This window comes from Pseudomonas sp. USHLN015, assembly GCF_037153275.1.
GTDB classification, from domain to species: Bacteria; Pseudomonadota; Gammaproteobacteria; order Pseudomonadales; family Pseudomonadaceae; genus Metapseudomonas; species Metapseudomonas tohonis.
In genome coordinates this window covers 328,270-340,289 of the sequence record NZ_JBBCKP010000005.1, presented here as the reverse complement: position 1 = coordinate 340,289, position 12,020 = coordinate 328,270, and the positions used below count along the sequence as shown (strand labels likewise).

Here is a 12,020-nt window from a genome sequence, read left to right as displayed (position 1 = left end):
AGCCGGCAACGCCGACGGACCACTCCGCCGGCGCTACTCGCGTTGCATGGATCGCGCCACAGGAGCGTGACGCGGGCAGCCGTCAGATGCCGCCGAGGAAATCCATCTTGCCGATCTTCACGCCGTTGTGGCGCAGGATGTTGTAGGCGGTGGTGAGGTGGAAATAGAAATTCGGCAGGGAGAAATTGAGCAGGAAGTCCTGGCCGGTAAAGCTGACCTCGTTGCCGCGCATCTTCAACACCACGGTGCGCGCCGCACTGCCCTCCACTTGCTCCGGGCGGATCTCTCGGATGAAGCCCAGGGTGCGCGCGATGCGCTCCTGCAATTCCGGGAAGCTCGCCTCGGTATCGGCGAAGGACGGCACTTCCAGTTCCGCCAGGCGGGCCGCGCAGCCTTTCACGGAGTCGGTGGCGATCTGCACCTGGCGCGCCAGTGGGAACATGTCCGGCGCCAGGCGCGCGCAGATGAATACCCCCGGGTCGATGCCCTGCGCCTCGGCATGGGCCGCAGCCTTGTCGAGGATGACGGAGAGATTGCCGAGCATGCGGGTGAAGACCGGGATGGAAGCCTCGTACATGGACAAGGACATGAGTGCTGACTCCGTGATGGCAGGGGGATCGGCCGGGCGAAGTGCCGGCGACGCTCCACGATACACCCGCAGCGGGCGGTGTGTGCAGCGGCGCGCGATTGTCCCGCCGCTGAAATCCGTGGCGCGGAATTCCCCGCCGATGCCATAGTTCGTCCCTTCCACAGGACGACCTTCATGCAAGATCTCAACGACCTCTTCTACTTCGCCAAAGTCGTCGAGCACGGCGGCTTTGCCGCGGCCGGACGCCTGCTGGGCATCCCCAAGTCGCGCCTGTCCCGGCGCATCGCCGAGCTGGAAACGCGCCTCGGCGCCCGCCTGCTGCAGCGCACCACGCGCAAGCTGGCGCTGACCGATGTCGGCGAGCGCTACCTGCGCCATTGCCAGGCGATGCTGCTGGAGGCCGAACAGGCCGACGAAGCCGTGGCGTCGCTGACCAGCGAACCGCGCGGGCGTATCCGCGTGTCCTGCCCCACCGAGGTGGCACGCATGCGCCTGCGCCATGTATTCCCCAGCTTCCTCCAGCGCTACCCGCAGGTGCAGCTGGAAGTGGTGCTGAGCAACCGCCGCATCGACCTGGTCAACGAAGGCGTCGACGTGGCGCTGCGTGTGCGTGAACAGTACGACGAGGACCCCTCGCTGATCTGCCGCCAGCTGAGCCCCGCCCGCGCCATGCTGGTGTGTGCGCCGAGCCTGCTCGAGGGCGTGACCCTGAACGGCCCGGATGACCTGCACCGGTTGCCGGCGCTCGGCGCCCTGGAAACCGACCGCCGCCTGCACTACCTGCTGCGCGACAGCCGGGGCAATCGCCGTGACATCGTCCTGGAAGCACGCCTGAGCATCGAGGACTTCGAGATCCGCAAGCTCGCCGCGCTGCAAGGCCTGGGCATGACCATGCTGCCGCAGATGAACTGCCAGCAGGAACTGGAGGCCGGCACCCTGGTGCGCCTGCTACCGGGCTGGGAGCTGCCGGGCGGCAACCTGCAGGCGGTCTACACCCATCGACGCGGCATGCTGCCGGCGGTGCGTGCCTGGATCGAGCACCTGACCGAGGCCTGCCAGGCGGAGGGGCTGCAACCCATCTGATGCCTGCATGGGAGAGAAGCCGGGATAGAGAGGGATGGGAGATAGTTAGCTCGCTTTCATCCGCGCCCCGGCTGCGCGATGATGGCGCCACCCAGCCCCACCCGGACACGCCCCATGAGTGCCGCCGAGCAGTCTGCGACCGCCACCACCTTGCAGATCGTCTCCATCGTCTTCTTCACCTTCATCAGCTTCCTCTGCATCGGCCTGCCGCTGGCCGTGCTCCCGGGCTACGTGCACAACGACCTCGGCTACGGCTCGCTGTTGGCGGGCATCGTCATCAGCACCCAGTACGCCTCCACCCTGCTCTCACGCCCCGTGTCCGGCGGCGTGGCCGATCGCCAGGGGCCCAAGCGCGCCGTGCTCTACGGACTCGTCGGCTGCGCGCTGAGCGGCGTGCTGACCCTGGCCTCCACCTCGCTGCAGCAGTTCCCCACCCTGAGCATGGCGCTGCTGCTGGCCGGGCGCGTCGCCCTCGGCGTGGCCCAGGGCCTGGTGGGCACCGGCTCGATCAGTTGGGGCATCGGCCGGGTCGGCGCCGAGAACACGGCCCGGGTGATTTCCTGGAACGGCATCGCCTCCTACGGCGCGGTGGCCCTGGGCGCGCCGCTGGGTGTGCTGATGGTCTCGCGTCTCGGGCTGTGGAGCATGGGCGCGCTGATCGCCCTGCTCGGGCTCGGCGCCCTGGCGCTGGCCTGGAACAAGGCCGCCGCCCCCATCGTCCAGGGCGTGCGCCTGCCATTTCGCAATGTCTTCATGCGCATCGCCCCCAACGGCACGGCGCTGGCACTGGGCTCCATCGGCTTCGGCACCCTGGCCACCTTCGTCACCCTGTACTACGCCAGCCGCGGCTGGGACGGCGCCGCCTGGTGCCTGACCGCCTTCGGCTGCGCCTTCATCGGTGCGCGCCTGCTGTTCGCCGGCGCCATCAACAGCCGTGGCGGCTACCGGGTGGCCATCGCCTGCCTGGGCATCGAAAGCCTCGGCCTGCTCCTGCTGTGGCTCGCCCCGCAACCCTGGCTGACCCTCTGCGGCGCGGCGCTGACCGGCTTCGGCCTGTCGCTGGTGTACCCGGCACTCGGTGTCGAGGCCATCTCGCGCATTCCCGCTTCCAGCCGCAGCTCGGCCCTGGGTGCCTATGCGGTGTTCTTCGACCTCGCGCTGGGCATCGCCGGGCCGCTGATGGGCGCCATCGCCAGCGGTTTCGGCTTCGGCGCCATCTTCATGGTTGCCGCCGGCATGGCCTTGGCGGGTATGCTGCTCGGCCTCTACCTGCTGCGCGTCGACGAACGTGGCGCGCCGGATCGCCACCCCTGAAGGAACGCCCATGACTGCCGACGAAATAGCCGCCTTCTGCCTGCAACTGCCGGGCGCCCGGGAAGACCTCAAGTGGGGCAGCAACCGGGTGTTCTCGGTTGCCGGTAACAAGATGTTCGCGATCCTCGACTTCCTCGGCGACGGCCTGGCCTTCAAGGTCGATGCCGATCTCTTCCTCGGCCAGGTCGATCGCCCCGGCATCCGCCCGGCGCCCTATCTCGCCCGCGCCCACTGGATCACCCTGGTGATGCCGCCACCGATGGGCGACGAAGAGCTGCGCGCAGCGCTGACCCGCTCTCACCAACTGGTGGTCGCGAAACTGCCGAAGTACAAGCGCGCCGGCCTGCTGCTGGACTGATCCCCCGGCTGCGACAATCGGCCCGCTGCGCAGGCGACGCGGCCCCTCTATCGTCCGCGTTCAACTCATAACAAGGACGTCACCATGCTTGCGCGCCTGTCCGCTCTCCTCGCCCTGGTCGCCTTCGGCGGCTATACCCTCCATGTCATGTCCATCAGCGAACAACCGCTGCTGGAGTTCGGCGCCCAGTTGATGAGCCGCCCGGATACGGCACAGGTGGTGATCGATCTCTACCTCGCCTGCGGCCTGATCGGCATCTGGATGTACCAGGACAACCGCCGCCAGGGGCGCGGGCTGCTCTACCTGCTGCCCTTCTACCTGGTGACGGCCGTGTTCGCGTCCATCGGCCCGCTGCTCTACCTGGTGCTGCGCCGCCCCACCGCCAAGGAGTGAAGGATGAAGGCCACCGCGCTGTGGCAGCACATCTGGAACGACCAGGCCCCGGCCAGGGGGCTCGAACAGCTGCGCCTGGACGGAAGGCAGGCGGACGCCTCGATGCTGGCCTTCGATGAAGGGGGCGAGCCCTATCGCCTGGTCTATCGGATGGATTTCGACGAGCGCTGGCGACCCAGGCGCTGCCACATCCGCGTCGAAGGCGGGTTCGGCGTGCGCGAGCTGCACCTGCGCCGCAATCCCCGCAACGAATGGCGCGACGGGCCAGGCAATCGCCTGCGAACGCTGGACGGCTGCCAGGACCTCGACCTCTGGCCGACGCCGTTCACCAACAGCCCGGCCGCCTGGCGTCTCGGCCTGGCGCACGATCAGCGCGAAGAGATCGCCGTCGTCTTCATCGAGGCGCCCACGCTCGAAGTGCGCGTGATGCATCAGGCCTACACGCGCCTGGACGCACGCCACCTGCTGTACCAGAACCTCGACGGCAGCGGTTTCCATGCCGTGCTCAGGCTGGCCGCCGACGGCCTGGTGGAGGACTACCCCGGACTGTTCCAACGCCTGCGCAGAGCGCCTCCCTGCTGAGGCCGTTGCCACCGCGAAGGCTCTAGGGCGCCATTCGCGGGAAAAATTCCCGATCATGAACTGTAAAGTCTTAGATACACTTCACAGAAATTTTCGGCTCAACTTTAGTGCGTGCAGGCCGATACCCGCTCTAAGCCTTGCGGAAGAACAATATGAGAAACAATCAGCCAGTCACTCAACGCGAACGTACTTTCCCCGCCCAGCAACGCCTGATCTCGACCACGGACAGCAAGGGTGTGATCACCTATTGCAACGAAGCCTTCACCGATATCAGCGGCTACAGCCGTGACGAGCTGATCCGCTCGCCGCACAACCTGGTGCGCCACCCGGACGTCCCGCCCGCCGTCTTCGCCCACATGTGGACCACCCTGAAGAAGGGCCGCCCGTGGATGGGCATCGTCAAGAACCGCTGCAAGAACGGTGATCACTACTGGGTCAATGCCTACGTGACGCCGATCTTCGAAGGCAGCCAGGTCGTCGGCTACGAGTCGGTGCGGGTCAAGCCCACCGCCGAGCAGATCCGCCGCGCCGAGGCGCTGTACCAGCGCATCAACACCGGCAAGTCGGCCATTCCCGGGCGCGACCGCTGGTTGCCCGTGGTGCAGGACTGGCTACCCTTCATCCTCATCAGCCAGATCGGCTTCATGATCGGCGCCTGGCTCAACTCGCACTGGGGCTTCCTTCTCGCCGCGCTGCTTTCCGTGCCTCTGGGCCTCACCGGGCTGGCCTGGCAGAACCGCGGCATCAAGCGCCTGCTGCACCTGGCCGAACAGACCACGTCCGACCCGCTGATCGCGCAGATGTACACCGACAGCCGCGGCGCCCAGGCACGCCTGGAGATGTCCATCCTCAGCCAGGAGGCGCGCCTGAAAACCTGCCTGACCCGCCTGCAGGACACCGCCGAGCACCTCACCGAGCAAGCCAGGGAAGCCGATGCGCTGGCCCACAACAGCTCCGAGGGGCTGGAACGCCAACGCGTTGAGACCGAGCAGGTGGCCACAGCAGTGAACCAGATGGCCTCGACCACCCAGGAAGTGGCCAGCAATGTGCAACGCACCGCCGATGCGACCCAGGAAGCCAACCGCCTCACCGGCCAGGGCCGCAGCATCACCGCCGAGACCCGCGAGGCCATCCAGCGCCTGTCGCGCGCGGTGGGCGAGACCGGCGAGACCGTCACCCGCCTGGCACAGGACAGTAACGAGATCGGCGGGGTGGTCGATGTGATCAAGGGCATCGCCGACCAGACCAACCTGCTGGCACTGAACGCCGCCATCGAAGCGGCGCGTGCCGGTGAGATGGGCCGGGGCTTCGCCGTGGTCGCCGACGAGGTGCGTCAGCTGGCGCAGCGCACCGCCGAATCCACCGGGCAGATCCACCAGCTCATCGCCCAGTTGCAGAAGACCGCCGAGGAGGCCGTGCGCACCATGGAGGCCGGTCGCCGCCAGGCCGACGAAGGCGTGGAGCGCGTTCTGCAAGCCGACCAGGCCCTGGTGGGCATCAGCGAGGCGGTGGCCAACATCACCCAGATGACCGACCAGATCGCCGCCGCCACCGAGGAGCAGAGCGCCGTGGCCGAGCAGATCAACCAGAGCATCAGCAGCATCGCCCAGCTCGCCGACCAGACCTCCGGGGAGGCCCAGCGCACCGTGCTGCTCAGCGAAGAGCTGACCACCACCGCGCAAGGCCAGTACTCGCTGGTCGACCGCTTCAACCGCTGAGTCAACGGGTATGAAAAAGGGCGCCAGGGGCGCCCTTTTCCTTTGCCTGCCGGTTCACTCCATGATCAGGTTCATCACCAGGTGGACCATCAGCTCTTTCTGTCGCGGATCGCTCTGGGCCACCAACAGGGCGATGGCCGCGAGGGCGTTGTCGTTGATCTTCAGTTCGCCGTCCGTCTTCAGGTGATGTCGGTTTCGCCTCAGGAACCAGATGAACAGAAAGGCTCCGATGCGCTTGTTGCCGTCGGTGAAGGGATGGTTCTTGATCACCATGTACAGCAGGTTGGCCGCCTGTTCCTCGATGCTCGGGTAAAGGAACTGCCCGCCGAAGGACTGCACGATATTGCCCAGCAGCCCCTCGAAGCTGTCGTCCTTCGGCTGGCCGAACAGCTCGCTGGCCTCCCCCCTGTGCATCAGGTCGGCCTTCAGCGCGGCGATGCATTCGGCGGCCTCGCCCGGCTCGATCACATAGCGGATGTCCTCGGTGAAACCATCGCGGGCAAGGCGCTCGCCGTCGAACTGGTTGAGCAGCACGAAGGTACGCGCATAGCCGGCGATGACGCTCACCAAACCACGCGCCTCGGTCAGGCTGGCCCGATCCACCAGGCCGTCACGGAACAGCGTCAGGGTCTTCTGCAACTGCCCGATACGCGCCTGCTGCGCCTCCAGTCTTCGCCGGTTGAGGCTGTAGCCCTGGAGCAGGTGCTCCTTGAGCACGCCGCTGGCCCAGATGCGGAAACGCGTGCCCTGCCTTGAGTTGACGCGATAACCAACCGAGATGATCGCATCGAGGTTGTAGTGTTTCAGACGGCGAGTGACGTCCCGCTGCCCTTCCCGGCGAACAACCGAGTATTCCTCGGCAGTTGCCAGCTCCTCCAACTCCCCTGTCTGGTAGATGTTCTTGAGATGCAGTCCGATGTTGTCCGAGCTCGTATCGAACAGCTCCGCCATCTGCCGCTGGGTCAGCCAGACGGTCTCCCCCTCCATGCGTACCTCGGTAACGCTTTCCCCTTCCCGTTGGTAGATCAGAATCGGCAGGGATTCCTGCAAGGCATTCATGTCGTCGCCCTTCCTTGTGGTGATGGACTCCGCAGTCTGCTTGCACCCTGCCGGGTGATTGGCTCGCCGGCCTGTCAGGAACGTCCCTGTTCTGGCGTCCTGGCTCCGACGCCACTCAGTTGGACAGGGAGGTCGCCCGCTTCCGCGCCGATTGCCGGTGCAGCCCTGCGCAGGACCAACAGGTAGGCGATGGAGAGCAGCGCGAGGAATGGCACGCCGAATACCAGGGTCATGCGGAACGCCGGCACGAAGGCGGTGGTGACCAGGATGGCCAGCATCAGGACCAGGCCCAGCAGCGTGCCATAGGGGAAGCCCCACATGCGGAAGGCCAACGGTTCGCTGCCCAGGCGCTGGTGATGGCGACGGAAGCGGTAGTGGGTGAGGAAGATCATCATCCAGGCGAAGAGCGCACCAAAGATGGAGATGGCCATCATCAGCATGAAGGACTGCTCCGGGAACGCCAGGTTGACCAGGGTCGCCAGGGCGATGCCGGTGCAGGAGAGCGCCAGGGCATTGAGCGGCACTCCGGCCTCGCTCAGCCGCCCCATCGCCTTGGGCGCGTGGCCGGCGCGGGACAGGCTGAACATCATCCGCGTGGTGGTGTAGAGCTGGCTGTTCATCGCCGAGAGTGCCGCCACCAGGATCACGAAGTTGATCAAGCCCGTGGCCCCCGGAATCCCCACCTGCGCCATGACGCTGACGAAGGGGCTCCGGGCACCCTGCCCCGACTGGTCCCAGGGCACCATGGCGAGGATCAACGCGAGGGTGAGCAGGTAGAACACCACCAGCCGCACCATGGTCACCTTGAAGGCCTTCTTCACCGCCAGTTCGGGCTGTTCCGCCTCGCCGGCAGCCACGGCGATCATCTCGATGCTGAGGTAGCTGAAGATGGCGATGATCACCGCGATCCATACCCCCGAAAGACCGTTGGGCATGAAGCCACCGTGCTCGAGGTAGTGATGGAAGCCGTACTCCGGGTTCTGTCCTCCGAATACCAGCCAGGCACCCAGCAGGATGAAGGCGAGGATGGCGCTGATCTTGATGGCGGAGAACCAGTACTCGAAATGCCCGAACGCCTTGACGCTGATGGCATTGGTGAAGATCAGCACCGAGGAGAACAGCAGGATACACACCCACCCGGCCACGTCGGGGAACCAGTGCTTCATGTACAGGGCGATGGCGGTGACCTCGGTCCCCACCGCCAGGACGATGGCCGCCCAGTAGGCGTAGCGCACCAGGAACCCGGCCAGCGGGGAGATGTAGAACTCGGCGTAGGCGCCGAAGGAGCCGGAGGTGGGATGGGCCACGGTCATCTCCGCCAGGCAGCCCATGAGCAGCAGCGCGATCAAGGCGCCGAGGGCATAGCTGACGAGCACCCCGGGGCCGGCGAAACCGATGGCGAAGCTGCTCCCCATGAACAGCCCGGTGCCGATGGCGCCCCCGATGGCGATCATGCTCATCTGCGCCGAAGTGAGCTGGCGCTTGAGCCCCTGCTCGCGAGCCGCGATGGCGGCGAATCCAGTCTTGGTGGTCATTTCGTGCCTCGTCCTTATTGTCGTTGTGCAGGCGTCAGAGAAGTTGCAGCGGGTATTCGATGATCACCCGCAGTTCGTTGTTGTCCGCGGTATCGGCACGGGCCACCTGCTCGGTTGAGCGGATGCTGGCCTGGCGCAGGCGCACGGACAGGTCCTTGGCCGAGCCGGACTGCACGACGTAGCGCAGCTCGATGTTCCGCTCCCAGCGTTTGCCGGCCTCGCCGTAGCGCTGGTAGGAGCCCGGCCCCCTGTGATGGCTGTCGTCGATGTGGTCACCGCGGATGTAGCGGGTCATGAAGCCCAGGCCGGGTACGCCGAAGGGGGCCAGGTCGAGGTCGTAGCGCAACTGCCAGGAGCGCTCGTTCGGGGCGTTGAAGTCGAGCACCTGCACCGAGTTGGCGAGGTAGATCGATGTGCCGGGCTGGCGATCGAAGCCCAGGTAGTCGAATGGCTCGTCGCCTCGTACCCGCTGATGCGCCAGGGTCAGGGCGTGGGCGCCCTGGCTGTAGCGTGCGGAAGCGGACCAGGCGGTGGTGTCGATCTCACCCGCCAGTCGCCGCCCTTGGTCATGGGTGCGATAGAGGTTGAAACCGAACGTCAGGGCACGCGCTTCATCCAGCCCGATACGGTGGCTGGCTCCCAGGTAGTGCTGGCGCCAGACGTCATCGAACCGCGAGGTGTAGGCGGACAGCCCGGTACCTTCCGCCGGGGTCCAGTCGAAGCCGGCGTAGTCGACCCGACGCGTCTCCACCTGGGCGAACAGGACCTTGAGTGCGCCGTCGCCATTGGTGGAGTTGCCATCGTTGCCTGCGGTGAAATGACCGGCTTCCAGCAACAGGTCGTCGCGTTCGCGACTGGCCAGCGAAAAGCCGATGGCCATCGGCGTGAACAGCCGGGCGTTGCCGGTGCCGAACACGGGGTTCATCGGCGCCTGGCTGCCGTACTTCAGCTCGCTGCGCGAGATACGCAGCTTCAGCGCCGCGCCGGCCTCCGTGTAGTCGTCTTCGGGCCGCCCGGCCGAGTCGACGGGCAGCAGGTCGGTGCCGGTACGGGCGCGATTGCTGTCGAGCTTGAGCCCGAGGCTGGCGTACGCATCGACACCGACGCCCACCGTTCCCCGGGTATAGCCGGAGCTGTAGTCCAGCAGCATGCCGTGGGCCCACTCCTCCCGGTAGTTCTGCCCACCGGGGTTGTTGAGCATGTTGCGGTGGAAGTAGAAGTTGCGCTGGGTCAGCACCAGCCGGCTGCCCTCTAGGAAGCCTTCGGCCGGCTCCCCGGCCATCGCCTGGGGGCTGAGGGAAGCGCAGAGCAAGGCACACGCCATCGGAAAACGGGACTTCATCATCATCGACCTCTTCTTGTGGTTATGGGCTTGAGACTGGGCGCCCTTCCCGGAGCGCCCGGGCCGGGTCAGGTCACCTGCTTGCGGGCCATGAAGCGCTCTGCGCGCCAGGCATCGCTGTCGAGCACCTCACCGAGCGCCTCGGCGGCATCCCAGACATCGGTGAAACCGGTGTAGAGCGGGGTGAAGCCGAAGCGCATGATCCGCGGCTCGCGGTAGTCGCCGATGACGCCACGGTCGATGAGCGCCTGGATCACGGCATAGCCCTCGGGGTGCTCGAAGCTCACGTGGCTGCCGCGGCGGGCGTGCTCCAGCGGCGTCACCAGGGTCAGCGGGTGCTCGCCACAACGGGCACGGACGCGCTCGATGAAGAGGTCGGTCAGTGCCAGGGACTTCTCCCGCAGGGCCTGCATGTCGGTCTTCTCGAAGGCCTCCAGGCCGCACTCCACCATGGCAAGGGAGGTGATCGGCTGGGTGCCGCAGAGGTAGCGGCCGATCCCCGGGGCGGGCTCGTAGCGGGCCTCCATGCCGAACTGGCGGGCATGGCCCCACCAGCCCGTGAGCGGCTGCCAGACCAGCTCCCGCAGGTGCGGGGCGACCCAGACGAAGGCCGGCGAGCCCGGGCCGCCGTTGAGGTACTTGTAGGTGCAACCGATGGCGTAGTCGGCGCCGGAACCCTTGAGGTCGACCGGCACCGCGCCGGCCGAATGGCAAAGGTCCCAGATGGCCAGCGCACCGCACTCGTGTGCCAGCGCCGTGAGCGCGGCCATGTCGTGGAGGTGGCCGGTCTTGTAGTTCACCTGGGTGATCAGCGCGACAGCGGTGTCGGTGCCGATGGCCGCGGGCAACTCCTCCGGCGCATCCACCAGGCGCAGGCTGTAGCCCTGCTGGAGCATGTCGGCCAGGCCCTCGGCCATGTAGATGTCGGTGGGGAAGTTACTGCGCTCGGTGACGATCACCTTGCGCGACGGGTCCCGCTCGGCCTGCACACGAAGCGCTGCAACCAGCACCTTGAAGAGGTTGATGGATGTGGTGTCGGTGATCACCACTTCGTCCTCGCCCGCGCCGATCAGGCGAGCCAGCCGGTTGCCCAGGCGCTCCGGCAACGCGCGCCAGCCGGCGCTGTTCCAGCTGCCGATCAGGCCTTCGCCCCACTCCTTCTCCACCACGTCACGGGCCCTCTGCAGTGCGGACCTCGGCCGGGCGCCGAGGGAGTTGCCGTCGAGGTAGATAACCCCTTCGGGCAGGACGAATTCCTCGCGCAAGGGGCCGAGGGGGTCGCGGGCATCGAGGGCCAGGCAGTCTTCTCTTGTAGTCATGTCGATTCCTAGGCAGGCAGGCGACGCAGCACGGCGCGAACCGGGCTGGCATCGAGATGGGTGAACTTGAGCGGGAGGGCGATCAGCTCGTAGTCGCCCGCAGCGACGTCATCGAGCAACAGGCCTTCGAGGATCGCCATGCGCCAACGGCGAACGGCCTGGTGCGCTTCGAGCGTCTTGCTGTGCTGGGGGTCCAGCGACGGCGTGTCGATGCCCACCAGGCGCACGCCGTGGCGGGCCAGCAATTCGACGGCCAGCGGATCGATGGCCGCGAAGGCCTCGGGCCAGCTGTCGAGAGGCGCTTGCCGCCAGGTGCGGATCAGGGCCCGGGGCGGCAGATCAAGCAGATACGGCTCCAGGTGCGCGGGCCGTACCAGGCCGCCGGCATCCAGGCAGTGGATGACCCGGCAAGGGCCGAGGTAGGGCGCCAGGTCGACCGCGCCGATCGCCGCACCGGACGCGTCGTAGTGCAGCGGCGCATCGGCATGGGCGCCCGTGTGGGGCGACAGGGTGATGCGCCCGACATTGACCGGGCAGTGCTCGTCGATGTGCCAGCAGCGCTCTTCCTGGAAGGGCGTATCGCCCGGCCAGGTTGGCGTGCTGGCGTCCAGCGGTGGACTGATGTCCCAGAGGGACTGGCCGTCTTGCATGATCGGGCTCCCGTGAAAGGAGGATGATCATGAGTCAGGGGCCGAAGAATGTTCGTGCTATCTTCGTCTCGAAAGCGG

General features: G+C 66.7%; 12 protein-coding genes. 6 read left to right on the top strand and 6 right to left on the bottom strand.

Annotation, left to right across the window (positions count from 1 at the left end; all coding sequences use genetic code 11):
* Nucleotides 1-82: 82 nt before the first annotated feature.
* Nucleotides 83-589, bottom strand: coding sequence for a DUF1993 domain-containing protein (locus WFQ67_RS12570; RefSeq protein ID WP_213625318.1), 507 nt, complete (start codon nucleotides 587-589; stop codon nucleotides 83-85).
* A gap of 174 nt (nucleotides 590-763) precedes the next feature.
* Between WFQ67_RS12570 and WFQ67_RS12565 the strand changes: the two genes are divergently transcribed.
* From WFQ67_RS12565 to WFQ67_RS12540, 6 genes are all read left to right on the top strand, one after another.
* A complete protein-coding gene (locus WFQ67_RS12565) occupies nucleotides 764-1,672 on the top strand; it encodes a LysR substrate-binding domain-containing protein (protein WP_213625319.1) in 909 nt (302 codons plus the stop codon).
* Nucleotides 1,673-1,786: 114 nt separating this feature from the next.
* Nucleotides 1,787-2,986 carry an MFS transporter gene (locus WFQ67_RS12560; protein ID WP_337057045.1) on the top strand — a complete coding sequence of 400 codons (1,200 nt, stop codon included), beginning with the start codon at nucleotides 1,787-1,789 and terminating at the stop codon, nucleotides 2,984-2,986.
* 10 nt (nucleotides 2,987-2,996) lie between these two features.
* Nucleotides 2,997-3,344 carry an MmcQ/YjbR family DNA-binding protein gene (locus WFQ67_RS12555; protein ID WP_173178245.1) on the top strand — a complete coding sequence of 116 codons (348 nt, stop codon included), beginning with the start codon at nucleotides 2,997-2,999 and terminating at the stop codon, nucleotides 3,342-3,344.
* Nucleotides 3,345-3,428: 84 nt separating this feature from the next.
* A complete protein-coding gene (locus WFQ67_RS12550; RefSeq protein ID WP_111260384.1) occupies nucleotides 3,429-3,737 on the top strand; it encodes a DUF2834 domain-containing protein in 309 nt (102 codons plus the stop codon).
* Nucleotides 3,738-3,740: 3 nt separating this feature from the next.
* Nucleotides 3,741-4,319, top strand: a complete 579-nt coding sequence (locus WFQ67_RS12545) for a putative glycolipid-binding domain-containing protein (protein WP_337057044.1) — start codon at nucleotides 3,741-3,743, stop codon at nucleotides 4,317-4,319.
* 152 nt (nucleotides 4,320-4,471) lie between these two features.
* Nucleotides 4,472-6,037 (top strand): methyl-accepting chemotaxis protein, encoded by a 1,566-nt coding sequence (locus WFQ67_RS12540; protein WP_173178247.1) that lies wholly within the window; start codon nucleotides 4,472-4,474, stop codon nucleotides 6,035-6,037.
* A 54-nt stretch (nucleotides 6,038-6,091) separates the two neighbouring features.
* Here WFQ67_RS12540 and WFQ67_RS12535 read toward each other — a convergent pair whose 3' ends face one another.
* From WFQ67_RS12535 to kynB, 5 genes are all read right to left on the bottom strand, one after another.
* Nucleotides 6,092-7,096 (bottom strand): virulence protein RhuM/Fic/DOC family protein, encoded by a 1,005-nt coding sequence (locus WFQ67_RS12535; RefSeq protein ID WP_337057043.1) that lies wholly within the window; start codon nucleotides 7,094-7,096, stop codon nucleotides 6,092-6,094.
* 74 nt (nucleotides 7,097-7,170) lie between these two features.
* A complete protein-coding gene (locus tag WFQ67_RS12530) occupies nucleotides 7,171-8,631 on the bottom strand; it encodes an amino acid permease (RefSeq protein ID WP_337057042.1) in 1,461 nt (486 codons plus the stop codon).
* Between the two features lie 34 nt (nucleotides 8,632-8,665).
* On the bottom strand, nucleotides 8,666-9,973 hold the full coding sequence (locus WFQ67_RS12525) for an OprD family porin (protein ID WP_442969584.1): 1,308 nt from the start codon (nucleotides 9,971-9,973) through the stop codon (nucleotides 8,666-8,668).
* A gap of 68 nt (nucleotides 9,974-10,041) precedes the next feature.
* On the bottom strand, nucleotides 10,042-11,292 hold the full coding sequence (gene kynU, locus WFQ67_RS12520; protein ID WP_213625325.1) for a kynureninase: 1,251 nt from the start codon (nucleotides 11,290-11,292) through the stop codon (nucleotides 10,042-10,044).
* 8 nt (nucleotides 11,293-11,300) lie between these two features.
* On the bottom strand, nucleotides 11,301-11,942 hold the full coding sequence (kynB, locus tag WFQ67_RS12515; protein WP_337057040.1) for an arylformamidase: 642 nt from the start codon (nucleotides 11,940-11,942) through the stop codon (nucleotides 11,301-11,303).
* Nucleotides 11,943-12,020: the final 78 nt, after the last annotated feature.